This is a genomic window from Amycolatopsis sp. NPDC041971 (genome assembly GCF_055588925.1).
Window position 1 is genome coordinate 300,437 of the sequence record NZ_JBVJCE010000006.1, and the last position, 24,704, is coordinate 325,140.

Genomic DNA, 24,704 nt, shown 5'->3' on the forward strand with positions numbered 1-24,704 from the left:
CACGTGTGGTCGCTGGTGCGGGACCTCTCGGGCGCCTACGCCATGAACCCGTGAAGTTCCGTGAAGGCCTCCTTGAGGGACCCAGAGTCCCTCAAGGAGGCCTTCACGGAACGCGGGGCTCGCATTGCCCCGCGATCAGGCGGCTACTCGCGTCCTTCCTTGATGATCTCGTAAAGGCTGGTCCACGAGCTGCTCCCGTGTCCCGCGGCGATCGCCCGGTCGTAGTGCGACTTGATCGCCTCCGGCAGGACGACGTCGATCCCGGCGTCCCGGCTCGCCTGCACGATGTGGTCGGCTGACGCGCCCATCATCGTCACGGAGGCCTCGTCGCCGGGGTGCTCACCCTTCTCGATCTGCTCCACCGTGGTGTCCAGATAGAAGCCCATCATCGCGAAGTTTTCCTTGGCGTACGGGAGGAACTTCGCAATCGGCACCCCGGCCGAGCGGATGAGCGCACTCGCGTGCAGGAACACCGAAAGCGAGTTCAGGAAGATGTCCAGCTGCGCCTGGTAGAACAGCTGCGCCAGCCGGACGTCTTCGCCGAGGAAGTCCGGCCGTCCGATCAGCGCCAGGACCTCCCGGTACTTCTCGAACACGTCGGTGGGACCGCTGTAGAAGACGTACGCCTCCTCCTTGCCCACCAGCGGAGCCGGCACCATCACGCCACCCGTGATGAACTGCCCGCCGCGGGCCTTGACCCAGTCGGCGGCTTCGCGGGTCTTTTCCGGGGTGTCCGAGCTGAGGTTGACGATCACCTTGCCCGCCAAAGCATCCTCGGCCTTGCCGAGAATGTCGTACATCGCCGCGTAGTCGGTGAGACTCAGCAGCACCAGCTCCGACGCCGCCACCGCGTCCGCCGGTGTCCCGGCGCGCACCGCACCCGCGGCGACGACGCCGTCCGCGCGGGCGGCGGTGCGGTTCCAGACCGTCACTCCGTGGCCGTTCTCCAGGAGTACCCGGACCATGGCCTGTCCCATCGGGCCGAGCCCGATCAGTGTGATCATTGTGTTTCCTTACTTCTTGAGGAGTTCGATGACGCCGATGAGGTCTTCGGCGCCGTGTCCGTCGGCGACTCGTTTGTCCATCAGCGGCTGGAGCGACGTGAGCAACTCGGCGCTGATGCCCTGGTCCTCCGCCGTCTGCGCCAGGTTCGGGTAGGCGGCGGCCTGCATCCCGATGTTCGACACGACGTCGGTCAGGTAGTCGCCGTCGTCGATCTGTTCGGCCGCGCGCTCCAGGAAGCCGCTCATCGCGTCGATCCAGCCGCGGAGCAGCGGCGCGAATTCCCGCGCCTTGACCCCCGCCGAGCCGACGAGCGCGTACGCCTGGATGACGCCGATGAAGTACCCGTACATCCCGCTGAGCAGCGCGATGTCGTGCAACGGCGCCAACCCGGGGTCGGCGCCGAGGTAGTTGGCGCCGCCGAGGGTGTCGAGCGCGGTGCGGGCGTGGCCGAAGACGGTGCCCGATCCGCTGTAGAAGATGAACGCCGCGGGAGTGCCGATCATCGGCGGGACCGCCATGATCCCGCCGTCCAGGTACTCCGCGCCCAGTTCTTCGGCCCAGGCGGCCATTTCACGTGCCTGGCCGGGGGTGCCGTTGGTGAGGTTGATCAGCCGCCGTCCGTCGAGCCCGGCCGCGACCGGGTCGAGGACCTCGTGCACCGAGTCGTAGTCGAGCAGGCAGGCGATCACGATGTTGTTCGCCGCGAGGGCCTCTGAGATGGTCGAAGCGACCGAAGCTCCCTTCGCCGCCACCGCCTCGGCGCGGCTCGCGGTCCGGTTCCACGCGGTGACCGGATGTCCCGCGGTCAGTAGTGCCTCTACGAGCGCGGTTCCCATCGCGCCCAGCCCCAGTACCGTCACCGGGGTCTTGCCGTGTTCGCTCATGGGACCACCGTGACGCCGCCCGCGCACGGATCGCTGCGGGTCCACGCACGATCTTGTCGGTGGTCCGCGCTAACGTCGGTTTCGTGCGTTTCGGAGTGCTGGGACCACTCGCCGTGTGGACGACCGCGGGCGAGCCCGTCGTCGTGCCCGAGGCCAAGGTCCGCCTCCTGCTCGCCGCGCTGCTGAGCCGGGAGGGCAGGGCGGCGTCGGTGCCGTCGTTGACGGACGATCTGTGGGGCGAGCATCCGCCGGGCAATCCGGGCAACACCCTGCAGACCAAGGTCTCCCAGCTGCGCCGCACGCTGGATCGGGCCGAGCCGGGCGCCAGGGAGGCCGTGACTCATCAACCCGCCGGGTACGTCCTCACCGTCGAGGCCGGTGACCTGGACGTCCACCGGTTCCGGGCGCTCACCGCCCGCGCCCGTGACACCGTCGATCCGCGCGCGCGTGCCGCGCTGCTGGCGGACGCGCTGGCCTTGTGGCGAGGTCCCGCGTACGCCGGATTCGAGGACGAACTCTTCGCCGTGGCCACGGCACAGCGGCTGGAGGAAGAAAGGCTGCTCGCCGAAGAGGACAGAGCCGAAGCCCGGCTCGCGCTCGGCGAACACGGCCTCCTCACCGGGGAACTGGCGGCTTTGGTCTCGCGGCATCCGTTGCGAGAGCGGCTCCGCGGTCTGCTGATGCGCGCCTTGTACGCGGCCGGGCGGCACAGTGAAGCGCTGGAGGCCTACGCCGAGCTCCGTGCTCGTCTGCGTGACGAGTCCGGTCTCGAACCGGGGCCGGACCTCGCGGCCCTGCACCAGGCGATTCTCACCCGCAGTCCGGATCTCGAGCCTGTCCGCGCCGCCGAGCCGGTGCGCGGGAACCTGCCGGAGTCACTCACCGAACTGATCGGCCGCACGACGGCGGTCAAGGAGGTCGGAGCGCTCGTCACCGACGCGCGGCTGGTCACCCTCACCGGCCCCGGTGGCGTGGGCAAGACCAGGCTCGCCATCGAGGCCGCCTCGAAGCTCGCGATGGCCGACGGCACCTGGCTCGTCGAGCTCGCGGGCCTGGACAACGTCGAGTGCCCGACGTGCCCGCCGGAGGACCTCGTCGCCGTCGTCCTGACGGCCGTGCTGGACCTCCGTGAGGAGGCCACGTCGGCGAAGTCGGTCACGCAGGCGCTGGCCGACGCCTTGCGGGACAAGGAGATCCTGCTCGTCCTGGACAACTGCGAACAGGTCGTCGAACCGGTCGCGGCCCTGGTGGAACGGTTGCTCGCGGCGGCACCCCGGCTGCGTGTCCTCGCCACCAGCCAGGAACCGCTCGGGCTGCCCGGGGAGAACGTCTGGGCGGTGCCGCCGCTCGAACTGCCAGAGCAGGCGGATTTCGCCGCCGTGCGGGAATCGAGCGCGGTCCGACTCTTCACCGCCCGTGCCGCGGCGGCCGCGCCGGGGTTCGCGCTGGACGCCGGGAACGCTGCCGTCGTCACCCGGATCTGCCGCACGCTCGACGGGATCCCGCTGGCACTCGAACTCGCCGCCACCCGGGTCCGGACGCTCGGCGTGCACGAACTCCTCGCCCGCCTCGACGACCGGTTCGGCCTGCTGTCCTCGGGCAGGCGGGGCGGGCCGCGCCGCCAGCAGACTCTCCGCGCGATGATCGACTGGAGCTGGAGCCTGCTGAGCGAGCCCGAGCAGATCGTGCTGCGCAGGCTCGCCGTCCATGCCGAAGGCTGCGGCCTCGACGCGGCCGAGTCGGTTTGCGCGGGCGGTGAGATCGCCGCCGACGACGTCATGGATCTGGTGTCCCGGCTCGTCGACAGGTCGCTCGTGGTCAGCAGGCCGGGCAGATCCGGCGAGCCGAGGTTCCGGTTGCTGGAGTCCGTTTCGGCGTACGCCTTGGAACACGCCGAACGGGCAGGCGAACTCGACGAACTGTCCTTGCGGCATGCCCGTTTCCACGTCGAGCTGGCCGAACGCGGTGACACCGGGCTGCGCGGAAAGGAGCAGCGGCGCTGGCTCGACAGGCTGGACGCCGAAGGTGCCAACACCCGGCGCGCGTTGGAAACGCTGCTGCGGCAAGGGGAACACCGGCTCGCGTTGCGGCTGGTGAACGCGACGGCGTGGTTCTGGTTCCTCCGCGGGCGGCTCACCGAGGCCCGTCGCTCGCTGAACCTGGTACTCGACACGGAGATCGACTCCGGCGACGAGTACGCGCAGGCTCTCGGCTGGTGCACCGGGATCGCCGTCCTCGACGGCACCTGCACCGAGGGCGCGGCGGAGGAGGCCGCGTGGCGTATCGCCGATCCGCTCGCACGGGCGCGGACGCTGTGGTTCCTCGGCTACGCGTGGTCCACGGTCGGCGACCTGTGCCGGGCGGAGAAGCTCACCCTCGGCGCGCTGGAAACCGCCCGCGACATCGGTGACGACTGGAGCGCCGCGGCCGCGCTGAGCGACAGGGCGTCCCACCTCATCGCCGGTGGTGACCTCACCGGAGCCGGCCGGATCGCCGCTCAGAGCGCGGGGATCTTCGACAGCCTCGGTGAACGCTGGGGCTGGCTTCAAGCGTCGTTCGTCGTCGGCATGCTGGCGTCGATAGCCGGGGATTACGACCACGCCGCCCGCGTCCATCGAGAAAGCCTTCGCCGCGCGGAGGAACTGGAGCTGTGGCCGGAGGTCGCCTACAAACTGTCCTGGCTGGGCCGGACGGCACTGCTCACGGGCGACTTCGAGGGGGCGAAGGAGTTCCATGAGCGGGCCAGGGCGCTGGCCGTCGAACACAGCTTCAAACCCGGCGAGGTCTACGCCGAGACAGGGCTCGCGCTCGGCGAGCGACGTCAGGGGCTGTTCGAGGCGGCCGAACAGCGGCTGCTGTCCATATTGGACTGGCATCGCCGCGTGGAGTCCGAAGCGGGCAGCACCCTCACCCTCGCCGAACTCGGGTTCATCGCCGAGCAACGCGGAGACACGGCGAAAGCGAAGCGGCTCCAGCGGGACGGTCTCGCGATCGCTCGTCACAGCGAGGATCCCCGCGCGATCGCCCTCGGTCTGGAAGGCCTGGCCGGGGCGGAAGCGGCAGCCGGCTCGCATCACCAGGCCGCGCGGCTGCTGGGCGCCGCGGCGGCTTCGCGGCGATCAGTGGGCGCTCCCCTGCCGAAGGCGGAACGCGGCGACGTCGACAGGATCACCGGTGCCGTCATCGCCGCGCTAGGAGAAACCACATTCTCGGAGGCGCACGCGGTGGGCGAGACGACCCCGATCGATCACTTGGTGACCGACAGTCAGTAGGCAGGCACCCGAATCACCGCAATGGACCAGGCCTTACTTCACGTCAGCAACAAACGGTGATTTCTTTCTGTCGCCCAAGCGTCCCGACCGGTAGCGTGCGTATCCATGCGGGTGAGGTGGGGGGCTCCCGGCGGGCCCAGGGTGACAATGCCGTGGCGGGCGGCTCCGAGGGCGGCACTGACCAGTCCCCTGACTTTGATCATCGCCGCGGTGACCGCCTTACTGGCCTGTTTCCTCGGCACCGCCGCCGTCCTGCAGGCCTCGGCGGCGGGCGGCGCCGCGGTCACGTACCAGTCCGGTATCGCGTGCCCTGACTACTACGGCCCCGTCTTCAGCAAGGACAACGTCCCCGCCGCGGTCGCTCCCCAGGTCGCCGACTCGGTCCGCCGCAACGCCCCGGCGCACGGTTTCTCCGCGCCGGTCACCTCCCGGTACACGCCGTACCTCACCGGCACCGAGTTCAACGGCGATCCCAACTACAAGGTCGTCCTCGCCCACCGGGACCAGGCTCTCCCGGGCCATCTCGACCTGGCTGACGGGTCGGCGAGCGCCGGGTTCTGGCTCGGCACCGTCGTCGCCGGGGCCGAAGGGATCAAAACCGGGACCACGCCGAGCATCCGCGGCACGCCGCTGCCCCCGGTGACCGGGCTGTACCGCGACCTCGCCGATCCGGCGCCGCGCTGGTGGTGCTCGCAGCAGCGGAACGCCGTCGTCAGCAGGCTCGCCAACGACCCGCTCGACTCGGTCATGTTCGCCACCGACGGGAAGACCTTCGACGACACGGTCCGCGCGCTGGGCATCCCGGTGATCAAGACGCTGCACCTGTCGTTCTACGAGACTCCTCCCAAGACCGTGAGCGAGGCCGAGGACCTGCAGGAACGTTCGAAGGCCCTCATCGCCGCCGTCAAGGCGGATCTGGGCGCACGGGGCCTCGACGACGCTATCGTCGGCTCGCTACCGTTCGAACGTTCGGTGGAGATCAGCAACCAGGCCGAATCCAATGTCCTGATCTCGATCCTGCCGCTCGCGGCCATCAGCATCCTGGTCGGCTGCGCGGGGATCGGCACTGTCGCGTTGCAGTGGTACCAGCGGCGGCACCCGCAGTTGAGGTTGCTGTCCGCCCGCGGCAGCGGCCCGGGTGCGCTCGGCCTGCTCGCGGTCGCCGAACTCGGGCTTCCCATCGTCGCCGGCGGAGCGGCGGGCGCCGTCTTCGCCCGGCTGTTGGTCGGGGTGTACGGACCACCAGGGGGACTGGGCGACGGGGCGATGCTGTGGGGGTCGCTCGTCGCGGCCGCCATCCTGCTCGTCTCACTCGCACTGCTCGCCGGGGTGATCTCCGTCCGGACCCACCGGGAGTTCGAGCTCGGCCGCGTCCGTTCTGGGCGTCGCCGGAGGGTGAAGATCCTGGCGTTCTTCCCGTGGGAGCTGATCACCGCCGGGGTCGCCCTGATCGGCTGGAACCGGCTCGTCGACTACGGCAAGGGCTCCCGGATCGGTAACCCGCTCCCCCAGGTCGACCCGCTGGCGCTCACGTACCCGGTGTTCGTCGTGCTCACCGTCGGGCTCATCGCCGCACGGCTGGCGTGGCTCGCCCTGCACGCGTCACATCGCGCGCGGCTGTGGTCCCGGCCGGCGCTGCAACTGGCCATCCGGCGGCTCGCCAGTGCCCGCGCGCCGGTCACCGGCGTCCTCGTGATCGGCACGCTGGCCATCGGGACACTGGCGACCGGGATCGGCATCGCCCGCGGCCAGGAAGAAGCGCTGCAAACGAAATCGGCCATCTTCGTCGGGGCCGAGACGAGGGTCGACACCGAAAGCGTCGTCGGTACCGGACAGGTCCGGCTGCCCGCCTCGGTCGGTGACACGACCACGATCGTCGGCGAGCTGACCGGCACCGGCAATGTCGTGCTGGTCGTGGACCCGCGGACCTTCCGGCGCGTCGCCACGCTCGGCCCGCTCGTCGGCGCCGAGGTCGACCGGTTGCTGGGCGGCCTGTCGAGTCCCGGTGCCGGTGTCCCGGCGATCAGGATCGGGAACGACGCCGCCCAGAAGACCGCGCTGCCCGCCGGCCTCGGCGACGCCAGGGCGGTCGGCGAACTGCCGATGTTCCCGATCATCGGCACCAAGGCCGGATACGTGATCTCCCGGGAATCGCTCGGCGGCGCGCAGCTGCGCGCCGTCCCCAAGTGGAGTGTGCTGTCCAGTTCGTCGATGACCCAGGTGACCGAGGCGCTGAGCTCCGTCGGGGTGGCGACGGCGGTCAACCGCGTCACCCGCGAGTCCGCACTCGACGCGCTCCCGTTCTACGTCGTGTCCTGGACGTTCTCGTTCATGGCCCTGCTCGGTGCCGTGCTCGGGGTGGTGGCGGTGCTGTCGCTGCTGGTCGCGGTCGAAGTCCGCCGACGCCAGAACGCGCTGGCCGGGGCGCTGGTGCTGCGGATGGGGATGCGGCCGCGTGCCCTGCTGGCGAGCCATCTGATGGAACTGGGCGCGCTCAGTGGGCTCGCCGTGGTCATCGGTGTCGTCTGCGGTGTCTCGGTCGCGGGGCTCTCGGTGCCGCGCTTCGATCCGGCGACCTTCCTCCCGCCGCAGTCGGCGCTGCCCGACCCGACCCCGCTCGCTTTGACCGTGCTCGCCGTCGGTGTGCTCGTCGTGGCGCTGGCGGGCTGGATCGCGATGCGCTCGGTGCGCACCGCCCGGACCGCGGAGTTGATCCGTGCCTGAGAAACCCATCTTCCGGCTGCGCGGGCTCGGCGTCGACTACCAGACGCCGGCGGGCACGGTCACCGGCATCGACGACGTCACCATCGACATCCCCGGACGCGGGATCACCGTGCTGGCGGGGCCGTCCGGCTCCGGCAAGTCCACCCTGCTGCGGACGCTCGGCCTGTTCGAGCAGCCCGTGCGGGGCACGATCTCCTTCCAGGGCACCGAAACCGGCAAACTGCGGCATCGCGACCGGCGGACGCTGCGGCGGGACCACCTCGGCCTGGTGTTCCAGAACCCGACCGACAACCTGCTCGCGTACCTGAGCGTCGCCGACAATCTCCGCGCGGCGGCGGAATCGGCCGGGACGGAATGCCTGCCCGACGACATCCTCGATCGGCTGGGTCTCGGCGGGACCGGCAGCTGGCGGATCTCCGCGCTGTCGGGCGGGCAACAGCAGCGCCTCGCGTTCGGCTGCACCCTGGCTCGCCGCTCGACCGTCGTCCTCGCCGACGAACCGACGTCCCAACTGGACGAAGGATCCGCCGACCGGGTGCTCGACACCCTGAAGTACCTGGCGGGTCAGGATTTCGCCGTCATCGTCGCCTCGCACGACGACCGGCTCATCGACCTCGGCAGCCGGGTCGCGCGGATGCACAAGGGCAGACTGGAAAGAGTCGAAGAACGGGAGGTCGTGCCGTGATGGCGGAACCCGCCCTCGAGGCCGTCGGGTTGCGCCGCCGGTTCCCCCACCCCAGCGGGGACGTCGAAGTGCTGCGCGGACTCGAACTGCGCGTGGCCGCGGGCGAACTGGTCACCGTGTCCGGCCGGTCCGGTTCCGGCAAGAGCGCGCTGCTGGCGCTGCTGTGCGGCTTCGACTCGCCCGATTCCGGCAGTGTTCTGCTGGACGGCGTCCCGATAGCGGGCGCGCCGCCGTGGCACACCTGCGCCGTCCTGCCGCAGGCACTCGGCCTCGCGAACGAACTGACGATCGCGGAGAACGTGGCGCTGCCTTTGCGGCTCCGCTCCGACGTCCCCAAACCCAGCGCGAAGGATATCCACGCGCGGGTTTCGGGGCTGCTGGAGGAACTCGGGATCGGTGAACTCGGCGACCGCTACCCGCTCGAGGTCTCGTTCGGGCAGCAGCAGCGGGTCGCGCTCGCCAGGGCGGTCAGCGGGCGGCCGCGGGTCCTGCTCACCGACGAGCCGACAGCGCATCTGGACGCCGGGAGCACACCGCGCGTGCTCCGGTTGTTGCGGCGGTGCGCCGAGGAGGGCGCCGCGGTCATCGTGGCGACCCACGACGACGACGTGCACCGGATCGCCGACCGGCGGGTCCGCCTGCTGGACGGCGTTCTTTCCTGACTCGCCATTGGGCGGTGCCGGGTCAGGTGTGTGGTCCGTGAAGGCCTCCTTCACTACCTTCAGGGTCAGGGCCTCGGCAAAGTCGCATAACCGCTGGGCAAGTGGGTGTTGCGGTGACAGAGGCGGGCTCGTCACAGTCGCCTGACATCTTTCTCAACTGTCCACAAAGGACGCCTGCGAGGCTGCAGTGCCCGATTAGGGCGTTTTTCGACCGGGTCGTGAGTGAAAAAGAGGGTTCTAGCCCTAAATTTCACTCACGACCCCCAGTCGAAAAACGTACATAAACTCATCAAATGGACATTCAGTGGCCGGATAATCCCCTTTGTGGACACTTGACGCTCAAAGCACCCTGTCATCCGCCCGTCGGAAGTCCGGTTCGAATCACCAAAAGCGTCACCGACCAGCGGCTATGCGACTTTGCCGGAACCCTGACCTTCAGGGTAGGCAAGGAGGCCTTCACGGACCGGTGCTGTCACTGAGCCTTGGCTGACGCCTTTAGGGAGCGACAGGACCCGCCTTCCTGTACAGGTCGTTCCCGGCCCAGTTCACGACGTCCTGCGAAGGCCGCGAAGGCGGGACCGGCACGAAGTTCGCGGCGTCGTCGACGCTTCCGGTGCCGTCGTACTTGGCCTGCAGCGGGTACGGGAACACCGGCCGGGTGCGGAAGACCTTGCCGTCGGCGTCGCGGCCGGTGGCGACGGTCCGGTCCGGTGCGGTGCCGCGTTCGACCCAGGAGACCAGTTCCTTCAGCGGGTCGTACTCGGTCAGCTTGTCGCCGGTCGCGCAGTGGTACAGGCCGGGCACCATGAACAGTCGCGCCCAGCTCTTCGTCGCGGCGGGGCCGCCGTTGGCGCGGGTGAGCCGCTGGTAGTAGTCGATGGTGCCCGCGGCCGGGATCGCCTGGTCGGCCCAGCCGTGCCAGATCACCAGTTTCCCGCCCGCGCGGCGGAATTCGCGAAGGTCCGTCGACATCGCGTTGGAGCGGATGCCTTCCGGGGTCAGCCGGTCGAATTCGCGTGCTGTGAAGGCGAACTTCTCGACCGACGAATTCGGTGTCCCGATCGGGTAGGCCATGTACTTCAGGTAGTTGTCGGCGAGTGCCTGCGCGAAGGGGGCGCCGCCGGTTTCCGGGGACGGGATGATCCAGCCGTACCAGGAGAGTTCGGAGCCGATGGTCTGGCCGCCCGGGTACAGTTTGCGGCCGCGTTCGTCGGTCGGCGGCGCGTAGATCTTCTTGGTGGCCGCGACCTGCGCCGCGGTGAGGCAGCCGGCGTTGTCGGTGCCCGGCGGGCAGGCGATCGTGGCCGGGTCGAAGCGGCAGGTGCGCGGGTCGTCGATGGCACCGTCGCCGAGGCCGTCGGACTTGTCGCAAGTGGACAGTGCGGCGGCGTGCAGGGCCGGGAGTTTGCCGGCGGTCAGGATCGGCTTGCCGTCGGCGCCGGTGTTCACCTTCGCGAGCCAGGTCTGGTAGACGCCGAGCAGCGGGCCCCAGTATCCGGCGGGAGCGCCGGCGACGATGCCGTCGAAGTCGTGCGGGTAGCGCTGGGCCAGCAGGAGCGCCTCGCGGCCGCCGTCGGAGCAGCCGCTGAAGTAGGACTTCTTCGGCGGAGCGCCGTAGAACGCCGTGATCAGCCGCTTGGACGCCTTCGACACCACGTGCGGCGCACGGAACGCGAAGTCGTCGCGGGCGGCCTGGTCGTTCTCGGCCCACTTGCCGTCGTCGACCACCGAAGGGGTCTTGCCGACGTGACCGTCGTCGGTGGCCGCGACCGCGACGTCGCCGCCGTGCGGGAGGCCGCAATCGGCGAACGGCGGCGTGTTGACCACGCCGCAGAACCCGCCGCACCCGAATTGCAGGTACCGGCCCGCGTAGGTCTTGGTCGGCAGCCGGAGCTGGAACTTCACCGCCGGTTCGACGTAGCCGCTGACGTCGCAGTTCTCCGGTTCGGTCGCCGTCGCCGGCACCACGGTCGCGGTCTTGACGTGCGTGACCGCCCCGGGAAGGTCGTAGGTCCGCACCAGTTCGGCGCAGGTGCGCACCGGGCGGAAGGTCGTTTCGCCGGCGGTGGCCGCCGGAGCCGTGAGTATCGAGCCTGCCGTGATGAGCGCTGCCACGCCGAGCATGGACAACCGCCGCATTTCCCCACCCCAGTTTCCGGATCGCCTTCAGTTGGCTCGTCCACCCTGGCCTCGCTCCCGTCCGTTGTCCACCAGGTTTCGAGGCATCCGCGTTGTCCAGTTCGGGCCAGGTTTGTCCGGGTGTCTTGACATCGATGTCACAACCGAGTTCTTCTCTCTTGGCGCCCCCGGTCCCCCGCCTGTGCGGCGCACCGCATGCCCCCGCGAGAAAGCATTGGTGCAACGATGCCCCGAAGCGTCAGACCTTGGGTCTGCAGCCTTCTGAGTGCCACGGTCGTGGCGTCCGGGCTGGTAGCCCTCCCCGCCACCGCCACCGCCACAGAGGCCCCATCGGACTTCTACTCCTCGTTCGAGCCGGGCGAGCCGGAGCCGACGTGGAGCGACACCGTCGACATCGACCCGTCGGGCAAACCGAAGACCTTCGGTGTCGACGGCGCGAACGCCACCACCATCCCGGGTGACATCCGCGGCAAGGTCACCGAGACCTCCGCCATCAGCGAGAACACCCCCAACGAGGGGGTGTCGAACCTCGTCGACGGCTCGACCGACACCAAATGGCTGGCCTGGACACCGACCGGCTGGGCGCAGGTCACCCTGTCCGAGCCGACGTCGATCACGCGGTACGCGCTGTCCTCGGCGAACGACTTCGACAACCGCAACCCGCAGGACTGGACGCTGCAGGGTTCCGCCGACGGCCAGAGCTGGACGGAGCTGGACAGGCAGACCGGGCAGAAGTTCAGCGAGCCGTTCCAGACGAAGGAGTACCGCCTCGCGGCCGCGAGTGCCGCGTACAAGTATTTCCGGCTCGACGTCACCAAGAACAACGGCGGTCCGATCATGCAGCTTTCGGAGCTGTTGCTGGCCAACGAGGACCCGGCCCCGCCGGCGCTGCCGAACATGCGCAGCTTCGCCGACAGCGGTCCCGGCAGCGGCTACACCAGCAAGAACCGGGTCGGCTTCACCGGCCTGCGCGCGTTCCGCTACTCCGGCAGCCACAAGGCTCAGGGGCACGGCTGGTCGTACAACAAGATCTTCGACGTCGACATCCCGGTGGCGGCGACCTCGGAGCTGTCGTACAAGGTGCAGCCGGAGTTCATCCGCGGTGACCTCAAGTACCCGAGCACGAACGTCGCGGTGGACCTGGCGTTCACCGACGGCACGTACCTGAGCCGGCTCGGCGCGGTCGACCAGTACGGTTTCGGGCTCTCGCCGCAGGGTCAGGGCGCGAGCAAGGTGCTCTACACCAACCAGTGGAACCTGGTGCGCTCGCAGATCGGCGTGGTCGCGAAGGGCAAGACGATCGACCGGATCCTGGTCGGCTACGACAACGCCGACGGGCCGGGTTCGCTGCAGGGCTGGCTGGACGACCTCAAGGTCTCGGCGACGCCGACGCCACCGGCGAGCCTTCGCCCGTCCGACAACGTGCTGACCACGCGCGGCTCGCTGTCGAACGGCTCGTTCTCACGGGGCAACAACATGCCCGCGACCGCGGTGCCGCACGGGTTCAACTTCTGGATCCCGACGACCGACGCGGGCACATTGAGCTGGATGTACTCCTACCATTCGCGCAACAACGAGCAGAACCTCCCGGCGCTGCAGGCGTTCTCCGCGAGCCACGCGCCGAGTCCGTGGATGGCGGACCGGCAGACGTTCCAGTTCCTGCCTTCGACCGCGTCCGGGGTGCCGAATCCCGACCGCGAGGCGCGGAAGCTGCCGTTCAAGCACTCGAACGAGACGGCGCGGGCGCACTACTACGGCGTCGACTTCGAGAACGGGATCAAGGCGGAGGTCGCGCCGACCGATCACGCGGCGCTGTACCGGTTCAAGTTCCCCGGTACGGACTCGAATCTGATCTTCGATAACGTCAACAACAACGGCGGGCTCACCCTCGACCCGGCCGGCCGGGCGATCACGGGGTACAGCGACGTGCGCAGCGGGCTGTCCGCCGGTGCGACCCGGATGTTCGTCTACGCCACCTTCGACAAGCCGGTGACCGCCGGTTCGAAGCTGTCGACCGGTTCGGGTGACCAGAAGCGGGACAACGTCCTCGGCTACCTGAAGTTCGACGCGGGTGCCGACAAGACGGTGAACATGCGGATCGCGACCTCGCTGATCAGCGTCGAGCAGGCGAAGAAGAACATGGAGCAGGAGCTCGCCCCGAACGCGACGCTCGGTTCGGTCGCCGACACCGCGCAGAAGGCATGGGACGACAAGCTCAAGGTCGTCGAGGTCGAGGGCGCGTCGAAGGACCAGCTGATCACGCTGTACTCCAACCTGTATCGCCTGTTCCTGTACCCGAACTCGGGCTTCGAGAACGTCGGCACGGTCGAGAAGCCGGTGAAGAAGTACGCGAGCCCGGTGTCGCCGAAGACCGGTCAGGACACTCCGACGCAGACCGGGGCGAAACTGGTCGACGGCGAGTTCTTCGTCAACAACGGATTCTGGGACACCTATCGCACGGTGTGGTCGGCGTATTCGCTGCTCAGTCCGGACACCACCGGTAAGCTGGTGGACGGTTTCGTGCAGCAGTACCGCGACGGCGGCTGGATCTCGCGCTGGTCCTCCCCCGGTTACGCGGATCTGATGACCGGGACGAGCTCGGACGCCGCCTTCGCGGACGCCTACCTCAAGGGAGTCAAGGGTTTCGACGTCCAGTCGGCCTACGACTCGGCGATCAAGAACGCCACGGTGACCCCGCCGAACGGAGCCGTCGGCCGCAAGGGCATCGACGAGGGCACGTTCCTCGGATACGCGCCGAACACCGCGGACCACGGGTTCTCGTGGGCGATCGAGGGCTACGTCAACGACAACGCCATCGCGAACATGTCGAAGAAGCTCTACGACGAGGCCCCGGCGAACGACCCGCGCAAACAGGAGTATCTGGACAACTACGGGTACTTCACCGAGCGGGCCACGCAGTACGTGAACGTGTTCGACCCGAGTGTCGGCTTCTTCCAGGGCCGCGACGCGGCGGGCAAGTTCACCCGGAGCAAGAAGGAGTTCGACCCGGAGGTCTGGGGTATCGACTACACCGAGACCAACGCGTACGGCATGCGGTTCTCGGTTCCGCAGGACGGACAGGGTCTGGCGAACCTCTACGGCGGCAAGGCGGGGCTGGCGTCCAAATTGGACGAGTTCTTCGCCAAACCCGAGCAGGGTCTCAAGTTCGGCACCTACCCCGGGGTCATCCACGAGATGACCGAGGCGCGGGACGTGCGGATGGGCATGTACGCGCATTCCAACCAGGCCGCCCACCACACGCTCTACATGTACGACTACGCGGGTCAGCCCTCGAAGACCCAAGCGAAGGTCCGCGAGGCGTTGTCTCGGCTGTACGTCGGCAGTGAGCTGGGCCAAGGCTACGGCGGCGACGAGGACAACGGTGAGCAGTCGGCGTGGTGGCTGTTCGGCATGCTGGGCTTCTACCCGCTGCAGGTCGGCAGTTCGGATTACGCGATCGGTTCGCCGCTGTTCACCAAGGCGACCGTGAACCTGCCGGGCGGCAAGAAGATCGTGGTCAACGCGCCGAAGAACAGCGCGAAGAACGTCTATGTCCAGGGTCTGAAGGTGAACGGCAAGGCGCAGACCTCGACGTCGCTGGCGCATTCGACGATCGGAGGAGGCGGGACGCTCGACTTCGACATGGGCCCGAACCCGTCCTCGTGGGGTACCGGCCCGGACGACGCGCCGAAGTCGATCACCAAGGGCGACGCGGTGCCGACGCCGGTGCACGACCTGACCAAGCCGGTCTCCGGTGGGGACGCCGCGTTCTTCGACAACACGTCGCGGACCGAGGCGAAGGTCAAGGCGCCGATCCAGTACCAGGTGCCCTCGACGAACGAGGCGGGTTCGTTCTACACGCTGACTTCCGGGAAGGGCGCGGGCGACGCGAAGAGCTGGGTGCTGAAGGGTTCCTACGACGGGAAGACGTGGGCGGTCGCGGATCAGCGGACCGACCAGAAGTTCTCGTGGCGCCAGCAGACGAAGGCGTTCAAGATCGCGAATCCGGCGCACTACGCCTACTACCGGCTCGAGGTCACCACGACCACGGGCGGGGAGGCGTCGTTGTCGGAGTTCGAGGTGCTGGGCAAACCCGACGCGGCGTGCACGCAGACGATCACGGGCGAACGCAAGGGCCCGCTGACCGTGCGGAGCGGGGTGACCTGTGTGGACGGTGCGACGGTGTCCGGTCCGGTCTCGGTGGCGGCGGGCGCGAGCCTGATCGTGCGCGGCGGGACGATCTCCGGTCCGCTGACCGCGAACGGTGCGGCGCAGATCGTGCTGAACCGGACCAAGGTGAACGGTCCGGTGGCGATCACCGGGACGACCGGGCCGGTCTCGATCGAGCTGACCGAGATCGGCGGACCGGTGGCGTTGACGGGCAACAAGGGGCCGGTGCTGACCGCCAGCACGATCGGCGGACCTCTGGCGTGCGCGGCCAACTCCCCCGCTCCGACGGACTACGACCTGCAGAACACCGTCCGCGGCCCGGCCGCCGGGCAGTGCGCGAAGCTGTAGTCCTCCGATAAGTACGTGAAGGCCCCCTTCATTGCGCCAGGCGCAATGAAGGGGGCCTTCACGTCTATTCGGGGCGGCGGCCGCGGAGGATTCGGCCGTCCGCCGGGCCTCCGCCGGCGCGCCGGGGAACACCAGTGCCAGGGTGGTGCCGCTCAACGCGATGCCGATCCCGGTCGTGACCTCGCCGGCGGTGTCGATGAGCGCGGCTCGGATGGTCGTCCGGTTCGAGGGCAAGCCACGCATGACGTTGGTGCCCGCCACGACACCGACCACGCGCATACCCGCCGCGACAAGGGCGAGAGCGACGGCGATCCAGACGTAACCGAGCCCGCCGAACGCGGTGTAGACGGTGAGCCCGCACACGACCGCGCAGGCGCTGAGCCAAGCGGCCTTGGTGAGCCCGACGCGAGCGATCAGCGGGGTGACGAGGGCGCCGCCGGCGATCAGCACGACTACCGGAGGCAGCATCCCGATCGCGGCTTGGGCGGCGCCCAGTCGAGACCGAACTGGAGGTGCAGTGTCACCAGGTGGCCGAGCCCGGCGGTCCAGCGAGGCAGCGCCTTCGAGTGCCAGACCACTGGACACGAGTGGGCGGGAGACGAGTTTCAGGTCGAGCAGCGGATGCCGGCGACGAGCGCGGTCGCGGCGGCGGCCCAGGGCAAAGCCGACGCGGCACCTGCTTCGACGAACAGTGTGGGTGTGAGCAGCGCGAGGACGACCGTCGCGGTTCCGAGTACGGCGCCCGCGACGTCGAGCGGAACACGGGGCAGGTCTGCGGGATCGTCGGCGGGGATGCCGGCCCGGACGCCGAAGAACGCGAGCGCGGCGACCGGCACGTTCACCAGCAGCAGTGCCTGCCATGGCGCGACGGCTAGCGCGAGCCCGCCGACAGTGGAGCCGACGGCGAGGCCGATCAAGCCGACGGTCGAGATCAGGGTGGTCGCGCGGACACGCAGCACGTCGTCGTCGAACAGGCGGAACGCGAGGGCGAGCGATCCCGGTGTCGTCATCGCGGCCGCGACACCCATGAGGGCGCGGACGGCGATGAGCTGCCACGCGGCGGTGACGAAGATCGTGGCCAGGCTCGCCGCACCGAGCAGTACGAGTCCGGTGAGCATGATCTTGCGGCCCCGAGGTGCGGAGTGCCCGTGACCTGGCGGAGGCGTACCAGCGGGCGGTGAGGCGCCGGAAGCCGATCGTGTCGCTGTGGCTGCCGGGCAAGGCGGCTCGGGCGTTCCGGGCGGGCGGCAACCTGACGCCGGAGAACGTGACCGGTGCGGGCACCTTCGAGGAGTTCCTCTCCTCACGCGTTTAGTCCTCTGGATGCGGCACACCGAGCCGGGCTCACGCGTGCGAGTTACGGTGGCCTGGTGACGATCACCGGGTTCTTCTCCTCCTTCGAAACGGGTGATCCGCAGCCGGTGGATCCGGCCTTGCGTGTCGGCACCGGACCACGCTCGTCACCGACCGCGAAGACCGACGTCGGGTTCACCGGCGCGCACGCCCTCCGCTACCAGAACACGCTGCGCGCCACGCTGTTCGAAGTGGACATCGAGGTCACCGGCGATACCGAACTGTCCTATGTGGTCTTCCCTGAAGCGGGGGCCGACTACCGCGGCACTTTCGTGGCCTTGGACGTCGAGTTCGCCGACGGGACGGCCGCCGGGTTCAGCGCCGCCCGGCAAGGCCTGGACAAGACGCTGTACGTGGACCAGTGGAACCTCGTGCGCCGCCGACTTGGCGAGTTCGCCGGACGGCGGATCGCCCGGATCGTCCTGGTCAGCGAACCACCGGACGGCGAGAGCGCGGGCTGGGTGGACGACGTCCGGATCGCCGAACGCGCGATCGAGATCCGTGAGCCGGTCGACCATGTCCGCACCACCCGCGGCACACATTCCAGCGACGAGTTCTCGCGGGGCAACAACTTCCCCGCGACCGCGGTCCCGCACGGCTTCAACTTCTGGACCCCGGTCACCGACGCGAGCGCCACCAACTGGATCTACAGCTACCACCGGCACAACGACGCCGCGAACCGTCCGGCTCTGCAGGCGTTCGCGCTGTCGCATCAGCCGAGTCCGTGGATGGGCGACCGGCACACCTTCCAGGTGATGCCGGGGATAGGCCCGGTCGAGGCGGACCGGGCCCGCCGCGCACTCGCGTTCTCCCACGACGACGAGATCGACCGGCCGTATCACTACGGTGTCCGGTTCGCCAACGGCATCACCACCGACATCGCACCGGCGGATCACGCGGCGCTGTTCCGGTTCGCCTTCCCGGGTGACCGCGGCTGGCTGCTGTTCGACAACGCCCGGAACCGGGGAGGGCTGCGGCTCGACGCGGCGAACGGCGTCCTCACCGGTCACACCTGGGTGCGCAGCAGGTTGTCGGCCGGGGCGCGGCGGATGTTCGTCCACGCCGAATTCGACGTCCCCGCCGAAAACGGCGGGAGGATCCGGCGCCCGGCGTGGCGCACGGTGACCGGGTTCCTGGAGTTCGCGGCCGGCGAGGTGACGATGCGGATCGCGACGTCGCTGATCAGCCTCGCGCAGGCCAAACGGAACCTCGACCAGGAGATCCCTGCCGGGACGACCTTCGAGCAGGTGCGCGAGCGGGCACGCGCGCAGTGGGCCGAGGTGCTGGGCCGGGTCGAGATCGAGGGAGCGACCGAGGACCAGCGCGACACGTTCTACTCCAATCTCTACCGCCTGTTCCTGTATCCGAACACCGCGTACGAGGACACCCCGACAGGTGTCCGCCACGCGAGCCCGGTCATCCGCCGTCTCTGGCCCAGCACCCGCACCAGGACCGGCGCGAAGGTCGTGGACGGCGAGATGTACGTCAACAACGGCTTCTGGGACACCTACCGCACCACATGGCCCGCGTACGCGCTGCTCACCCCCGGCCGGTGCGGGCGGATGATCGACGGGTTTGTCCAGCAGTACCGCGAAGGCGGCTGGATCTCACGCTGGTCCTCCCCCGGCTACGCCAACCTCATGACCGGCACCAGTTCCGACGTGGCGTTCGCCGACGCGTATCTCAAGGGTGTGCGCGGGTTCGACGTCGAGGCCGCTTACGAAGCGGCGTTGAAGAACGCGACGGCGACGCCACGCGGGCAGAGCGTCGGCCGGAAGGGCCTGCACGAGTCGATCTTCCTCGGCTTCACGCCGACGTCGGTGCACGAGGGCCTGTCGTGGGCGTTGGAGGGCTGCGTCAACGACTTCGGCCTGGCCAATTTCGCCGAGGCACTCGGACATGACGACGACGCCGCGTACTTCCGGCAGCGCTCGCAGCAGTACGCGAACCACTTCGACCACCTGATCGGGTTCTTCCAGGGTCGCAACCGTGACGGCAGCCGCCACTTCCCCGCCGAGGGCTACGACCCCGAAGCGTGGGGCGGCGACTTCACCGAGACGAACTCCTGGAACACCGCGTTCTCAGTTCCCCACGACGGCGCCGGGCTCGCGGCACTGCACGGCGGGGCGGAAGCGCTCGAGTCCAAACTGGACACGTTCTTCGCGACGCCGGAGACCGGCCGCAAACCGGGTTCCTACGGTGGGCTGATCCACGAGATGACCGAGGCGCGCGACGTCCGGATGGGACAGTACGGGCATTCCAACCAGCCGTCGCACCATATTCCCTGGATCTACAACCACGCGGGCGCGCCCTCGAAGACACAGCGGATCGTGCGGGAGGTCCTGCGGCGGCTCTACGTCGGGAGCGACCTCGGCCAGGGCTACCCGGGCGACGAGGACAACGGCGAGATGTCCGCTTGGTACGTCTTCGGCGCGCTCGGGTTCTACCCGCTGGCGATGGGCAGTCCCGAGTACACGATCGGCGCGCCGCTGTTCACGAAGGCGACCGTCCACCTCGAGAACGGGAAGGACCTGGTGGTCCAGGCACCCGGCAACACCGACGACACCGTGTACGTCCAAGGACTGACGATCGACGGACGGCCGCACGAAAGCACCACGCTCCCGCATTCCGCGCTGGCCGAAGGCGCGGTGCTGGAGTTCACGATGGGCGAACGGCCCTCGGACTGGGGCCGCTCCCCCGTCGAGCCCGCCGACCCGCGACCGCTCACGGACATCACGGCGGGCGACGGCCCCCTGTTCGACGACACCACCAAGACCGAGATCACCTTCCCCGGGCGCGAGCCTGTCATCGAGTTCCCCGTCGAGGACGCCTCTCGCGACGTCGTCATGTACACGCTGACCTCGGGAAGCCGCCGAGGTGATCCGCGTTCGTGGGTGCTGGAGGGATCCGACGACGGCGAGCACTGGACGCTGCTGGACCAGCGTGAGGGCGAGACGTTCCCATGGCGCCGTCAGACACGGCCGTTCGCCCTCGCCGAGCCGGCACGGCACGCCCGATACCGTCTTCGCGTCACCTCGTCCACCGCCAGGCGGGTCACCCTCGCCCAAGGAGAGCTGCTCGCCCGATGATCACCCGCATCACCCAGGCCACGACCGACCGTCTGGTCGCCTCCGATCCCGGCCTGGTCCGGCTCCGGCTCGGTCTTTCGGCTGTCCTCAGCATCGTCGTCGCGGTGCTGGCCATCCTGCCGTTCCACCAGCCGCTCACGGTCACCCTCGTCGCCGCGATCGCCGCGATGACCTCCGCCTTCACCGTCAACGACGCGACCCCGGGGAAACAAGCGGTGACGCTGGTACTGGGACTGGTGCTCGGCGCGGCGTCGCTCACCGCGGCCAGTGTGGGTGCGGCGGTGCCGCCGCTGGACAGCGTCGTGTTCGTGCTGCTGATCTTCGTCGCGGTCTACGCCCAGCGGTTCGGTTCACGCGGGATCGCGCTGGGCTCGCTGTCGTTCTTCCTGTTCTTCTTCGCGATGTTCCTGCAGACGCATTTGAAGCAGGTCCCGGTGCTGCTGCTGGCGCTGACCATCGGGATCGCGGCCAACGCGGTGGTCCGGTTCGTCCTGGTACGCAGGGACACCGACGCGGAGTTCCTCCGGATCCGGCGGGCGTTCCGGGCGAGGCTCGCCGCGGTGGTGCGGGCGGCGGAGGATCACCTCGCCGTGGGCGGCAGCGAGCGCACCCGCAAACGGCTCCGCAGGACGAACGCACGCATGCACGAATCCGTGCTGCTCATCGAGGACACCGCGCCGGAGGTGACCGGCGCGGAATCGGCGAACCGGCTCCGCCGCCGGGCCATCGAGGTCGAACTGGCGGTGCAGTGGCTGACGATCACGGTGCAGCGCACCTGTGCCGAAGATCTCGACGAGGACGTCCGGGACGATCTGATCGCGCGGATGCGGCGGTTCCGGTCGCTGATCGAACGCGATCCCCGCGAGCTGCCGCTGATCAGCGAGACCGAAGAGTTCAGCAAGATGCTGGTGGAAGGCAGCCGGATCGACGAACACGCCGCACCCGGCGACGGCGTCCGCCGGGCGCTCGCCGAACTCGCGCTGGCCGATGTGCGGGCACAGCGGGTCGCCGAGCACGACGTCTCCGACACGGCCGACGATCCCGAAGACCCGGACGAGGGGAAATCGGCCGCGTTCGCCTACGACAACCAGACGCGCAGCGCCATCCAGGCCGTGGTGGGCGGCGGGCTCGCCGTGATCGGCGGGGAGCTGGTGTCGAGCCAGCGGTGGTACTGGGCGGTGTTGACGGTGTTCGTGGTGTTCATCGGCTCGTCCACAGCGGGCGCGACGTTCGTCAAGGGCGTCCGGCGGCTCGGCGGCACGCTGATCGGGATCGTCGGCGGGCTGGTGCTGACGCTGCTCGTGTCGGGCAGTGTGCCGGCGACGCTGGCGCTGATCCTGGTGTGCGTGTTCGGCATGGTCTACATGGCACGGGTGTCGCAGGTGATCATGGCGTTCTTCATCACCAGCATGCTCGGCTTGCTGTACAGCCTGCTGGGCACGTTCAGCATCGAGGTGCTGTGGATCCGGGTCGCGGAGACCGCCGTCGGCGCGGCGGCCGGGGTGCTGGCGGCGGTGGTGATCGTGCCGGTGCGCACGCGGGCGGTGATGCTGGACGACGTCTCGGCGTTGCTGGAAGAGCTGGACGAGTTCGTCGACAAGGCCGCGGGCCTGTTGTCCGGCGCGGAGAACGTGAGCGTCATCGAGAAGTCGCGGGATCTGGACCGGGCGGTGGACAAAGTCCGCACGACGATCGAGCCGCTCACCCATCCGGTGAATCTCAGCAGCCGCCGCGACTACGGCTGGCATGTGCTCACAACGGTGGAGACGATCGCCTTCCGCGCCCGGCACGTCGCGGCGCGAGCACAGCCAGGGCTGCTGCTCAACGAGGCCGATCGACTGCTGCTGTACACCGGGCGGATCCGGGAGAACACCGCGGTGCTGAGGAAGGCGATCGGCGCTCCCGGCGGTTCGGGGCACGGAACGCTGGTCCGGGACGACGGTACGCCGGTGGCGGACCGGATCGACGATCCGCAGGCACGTTCGGTACTCAACAGTCTCGGGCATCTCGACGAGACGGTGATCGCACTGGGCCGCGTGTTCGGGGTCGAGGCCACGGATCCGGCGCCGTCCGGGAAGTGAGTGGCGTGGACGGCCTCGTGGGTGGTGGGGACGGTTCCCACCACCCACGAGGCTCGCGGCCACCGCCTCACCGGCGCCGCTTCAGGGATCAGCTCTTCGGTTTGGGACAGGACTTCCAGGAGAAGTGGTAGGTGGTCTTGATGGCGCCGTCGGTCGAGTCCATCGTGACGAAGCTGGTGGTCTTCTTCGGATCGGAAGTGCCGACCGCGGCCCGCAATTCCGTGTTGATGTTGAAGTTCCGGTCCTCACCACAGGGTTTGTAGACAATGGCGCCGACTTCGATCTCGTCGGTGAACTGCCAGTTGTCCTCGAACGGGCCTTTGAGGTTGTGGTTCACGAACGACGTCGGGGAATTGCCCTGGAAGTAGTAGTTGGCTCGTTCCAGTCCGGTCGCTCCCGCGGCCAATGAGGCGAATCCGCGGTAGTCGGTGCCCGCGATGCCGTAGGTGAAGCCCTGCGGCACGTGGACATAGAGGTTGAGCTGGCAGTTCTTGCGCAGATCGGTCGGCTTCGCGCCGACCCCGACCTGGGCGGTGTATTCGCTGTAGGTGACCGTGAACGCGGTGTTGTCCGGGGACACGGAAACAGCCGCCGTACCCGGTCTGCATCCGGTTCCGTTGACCGTCACGACGTCGATGACTATCTTGTCGGACGGCAACGGCGGCGGCACCCAGGCGTTCGGCGTGACGACCGAGGACAACAGGGTCACGGCAGCGACCAGCACGTTGAGCATGGGATCCTTCCCAAAGCTTCCACACGGCGGAACTGGGCGGATTCGAGGTCAGCGAGACGTTCTTTCCCGGCCGCCCGCCGATCGGGACGAAAACGGATTCGGTCACCGGACACAGGGGTGACCGCCGAAAATGGAGTCGTCGAGAAGACTCGTCGCCACCGGGCAGGGCGGCGACGAGCTGCGGAGTCCTCGTTCAGAGCGGCCAAGGCCCTGAACGGGCAGGGGTGGACGGCCTTCTTCCGGACCGGGAAGCAGGCCGTCACCCTGGTGGAACGGTCAGGAGGCCGGGCAGGTCTTCCACGAGAAGTGGTAGGTGGTCTTGAACGCGCCGTCGGTCGAATCCATCGTGATGAAACTGGTGGTCTTCTTCGGATCCGACGAACCCGCGCCGACCCTCAATTCCGTGTTCACGTTGAGATTCCGGTCTTCACCGCACGGCTTGTAGATGATGACGCCACCTTCGGCCTCGTCACGGAATTGCCAGTTGTCCGACACCGGCCCGTTGACGGGGTGACTCACCTGCGCGGTCGGCGAATTTCCCTGGAAGTAGTAATTCGCCCGCTGGAGCCCTTTGGCGCCGGATTCGAGCGAAGCGAAACCGCGGTAATCCGCGCTGGCGATACCGTAGGTGAATCCCTGCGGTATGTGGATGTTGAGGTTCAGCTGGCAGTTCTTCCTGAAGTCGGTGGGCTTCGCGCCGACGCCGACTTGGGCGGTGTATTCGCTGTAGGTGACCGTGAAGGAACTGTTGTCCCTGGCGACGGCGACCGCCGACGAACCCGGCGGACAGCCGGAACCATTGACGGTGACCACGTCGATGACGACCCGGTCGGGCGGGGGTACCGGCGGCGACATGCTGTTCGGCGTTATCATCGACGAGAAAAGCGATACGGCGGCAACCACTGCATTGAGCATGGGGTCCTTCCCGAAAACTTCCACACGGGGGCGGGGAACTGGGCGGACTCATGTTAGCGAAACGATCTTCACGATGCCGCCCGCCGATCGGACGAAATCCGTCTCGGCAATCGGTTCATGAAATGGAATTATGGTCTGTAACCGTTTTCCGGAGCACATGACAACGCCACTCGGCCCGGAAAACACCATTCGGTTCGCACGATATGAAAAATGCTTTCGCGGTTTCGGTGTTGACGATTCCGGAGAGACAGCGCGGGTTTCGGGCTCGATCTCCGTACTCCACATGAAGTTTCCTCCGCGCCTTCGACGAAATGACACTCAGGACCCGGCACATGGCCGACCAGCGGGAGCTCGCGGCCGCGGTCGGTATCCAGGGCGCCACGCTCACCCACCACCTCAAAGCCATGGAGAGCGCGGGCCGGATCACTCGGCGGCGTGCCCCGGACAACCGGCGCGTGCATGTCGTCGAACTCACCGACGAGGGTGAAACGGTCCCTACCGGCCGGCCAAGGCGACGATCGCGCACGACAAGCGGATCCGCGCCGGCTTCAGCGACGGACAACGGCATCGATCAAGAAGACAGTGACTGGACGCACCCGAACGACAACTCCGGACAGGACTAGCATCGCGGTACAAGTCGATGT

16 protein-coding genes are annotated in these 24,704 nt (G+C 68.4%); 10 read left to right on the forward strand and 6 right to left on the reverse strand.

Annotated features, from left to right (window positions below; all coding sequences use genetic code 11):
- Window positions 1–143: 143 nt before the first annotated feature.
- The gene (locus ACZ6DT_RS15810; protein WP_465594717.1) at window positions 144–1,004 is read right to left on the reverse strand and encodes an NAD(P)-dependent oxidoreductase; all 861 of its coding nucleotides are present in this window, start codon (window positions 1,002–1,004) and stop codon (window positions 144–146) included.
- 9 nt (window positions 1,005–1,013) lie between these two features.
- Complete coding sequence (locus tag ACZ6DT_RS15815) at window positions 1,014–1,889, reverse strand: NAD(P)-dependent oxidoreductase (protein ID WP_465594720.1); 876 nt, start codon at window positions 1,887–1,889, stop codon at window positions 1,014–1,016.
- Between the two features lie 83 nt (window positions 1,890–1,972).
- Here ACZ6DT_RS15815 and ACZ6DT_RS15820 point away from each other — a divergent pair, with 83 nt between their 5' ends.
- The 4 genes from ACZ6DT_RS15820 to ACZ6DT_RS15835 all read left to right on the forward strand — a co-directional run bounded on the left by ACZ6DT_RS15820 (window position 1,973) and on the right by ACZ6DT_RS15835 (window position 9,232).
- On the forward strand, window positions 1,973–5,161 hold the full coding sequence (locus ACZ6DT_RS15820; protein WP_465594723.1) for a BTAD domain-containing putative transcriptional regulator: 3,189 nt from the start codon (window positions 1,973–1,975) through the stop codon (window positions 5,159–5,161).
- A gap of 147 nt (window positions 5,162–5,308) precedes the next feature.
- Entirely contained in the window at window positions 5,309–7,885 is a 2,577-nt protein-coding gene (locus ACZ6DT_RS15825; protein WP_465594726.1) for an FtsX-like permease family protein, read from the forward strand.
- Window positions 7,878–8,570: an ABC transporter ATP-binding protein gene (locus ACZ6DT_RS15830; protein ID WP_465594729.1), complete on the forward strand. Its 693-nt coding sequence runs from the start codon at window positions 7,878–7,880 to the stop codon at window positions 8,568–8,570. Before ACZ6DT_RS15825 ends, ACZ6DT_RS15830 begins: the two co-directional genes overlap by 8 nt.
- A complete protein-coding gene (locus tag ACZ6DT_RS15835; protein ID WP_465594732.1) occupies window positions 8,570–9,232 on the forward strand; it encodes an ABC transporter ATP-binding protein in 663 nt (220 codons plus the stop codon). The genes ACZ6DT_RS15830 and ACZ6DT_RS15835 overlap by 1 nt, the downstream gene beginning before the upstream one ends.
- Before the next feature lie 495 nt (window positions 9,233–9,727).
- On the opposite strand, the gene ACZ6DT_RS15840 is transcribed toward ACZ6DT_RS15835, so the two are convergent.
- On the reverse strand, window positions 9,728–11,371 hold the full coding sequence (locus tag ACZ6DT_RS15840; RefSeq protein WP_465594735.1) for a tannase/feruloyl esterase family alpha/beta hydrolase: 1,644 nt from the start codon (window positions 11,369–11,371) through the stop codon (window positions 9,728–9,730).
- Between the two features lie 225 nt (window positions 11,372–11,596).
- On the opposite strand from ACZ6DT_RS15840, the gene ACZ6DT_RS15845 reads away from it, so the two are divergent.
- Complete coding sequence (locus ACZ6DT_RS15845) at window positions 11,597–15,889, forward strand: GH92 family glycosyl hydrolase (protein ID WP_465594738.1); 4,293 nt, start codon at window positions 11,597–11,599, stop codon at window positions 15,887–15,889.
- A gap of 142 nt (window positions 15,890–16,031) precedes the next feature.
- On the forward strand, window positions 16,032–16,211 hold the full coding sequence (locus ACZ6DT_RS15850) for a hypothetical protein (RefSeq protein ID WP_465594741.1): 180 nt from the start codon (window positions 16,032–16,034) through the stop codon (window positions 16,209–16,211).
- A gap of 283 nt (window positions 16,212–16,494) precedes the next feature.
- Here the strand turns inward: ACZ6DT_RS15850 and ACZ6DT_RS15855 are convergent, their stop codons facing one another.
- The gene (locus ACZ6DT_RS15855; protein WP_465594744.1) at window positions 16,495–17,007 is read right to left on the reverse strand and encodes an MFS transporter; all 513 of its coding nucleotides are present in this window, start codon (window positions 17,005–17,007) and stop codon (window positions 16,495–16,497) included.
- A 59-nt stretch (window positions 17,008–17,066) separates the two neighbouring features.
- On the opposite strand from ACZ6DT_RS15855, the gene ACZ6DT_RS15860 reads away from it, so the two are divergent.
- From ACZ6DT_RS15860 to ACZ6DT_RS15870, 3 genes are read left to right on the forward strand one after another with little or no spacing between them, the layout of a single operon-like run.
- On the forward strand, window positions 17,067–17,204 hold the full coding sequence (locus tag ACZ6DT_RS15860) for a hypothetical protein (RefSeq protein ID WP_465594747.1): 138 nt from the start codon (window positions 17,067–17,069) through the stop codon (window positions 17,202–17,204).
- Between the two features lie 55 nt (window positions 17,205–17,259).
- Complete coding sequence (locus ACZ6DT_RS15865) at window positions 17,260–20,331, forward strand: GH92 family glycosyl hydrolase (RefSeq protein ID WP_465594750.1); 3,072 nt, start codon at window positions 17,260–17,262, stop codon at window positions 20,329–20,331.
- Window positions 20,328–22,412, forward strand: coding sequence for an FUSC family protein (locus tag ACZ6DT_RS15870; protein WP_465594753.1), 2,085 nt, complete (start codon window positions 20,328–20,330; stop codon window positions 22,410–22,412). Before ACZ6DT_RS15865 ends, ACZ6DT_RS15870 begins: the two co-directional genes overlap by 4 nt.
- An 88-nt stretch (window positions 22,413–22,500) precedes the next feature.
- Here ACZ6DT_RS15870 and ACZ6DT_RS15875 read toward each other — a convergent pair whose 3' ends face one another.
- Both ACZ6DT_RS15875 and ACZ6DT_RS15880 read right to left on the reverse strand, forming a co-directional pair.
- The gene (locus ACZ6DT_RS15875; protein WP_465594756.1) at window positions 22,501–23,145 is read right to left on the reverse strand and encodes a DUF4360 domain-containing protein; all 645 of its coding nucleotides are present in this window, start codon (window positions 23,143–23,145) and stop codon (window positions 22,501–22,503) included.
- Between the two features lie 276 nt (window positions 23,146–23,421).
- Complete coding sequence (locus tag ACZ6DT_RS15880; RefSeq protein WP_465594759.1) at window positions 23,422–24,060, reverse strand: DUF4360 domain-containing protein; 639 nt, start codon at window positions 24,058–24,060, stop codon at window positions 23,422–23,424.
- A gap of 311 nt (window positions 24,061–24,371) precedes the next feature.
- Between ACZ6DT_RS15880 and ACZ6DT_RS15885 the strand changes: the two genes are divergently transcribed.
- Window positions 24,372–24,683: a MarR family winged helix-turn-helix transcriptional regulator gene (locus ACZ6DT_RS15885; RefSeq protein ID WP_465594762.1), complete on the forward strand. Its 312-nt coding sequence runs from the start codon at window positions 24,372–24,374 to the stop codon at window positions 24,681–24,683.
- Window positions 24,684–24,704 lie beyond the last annotated feature (21 nt).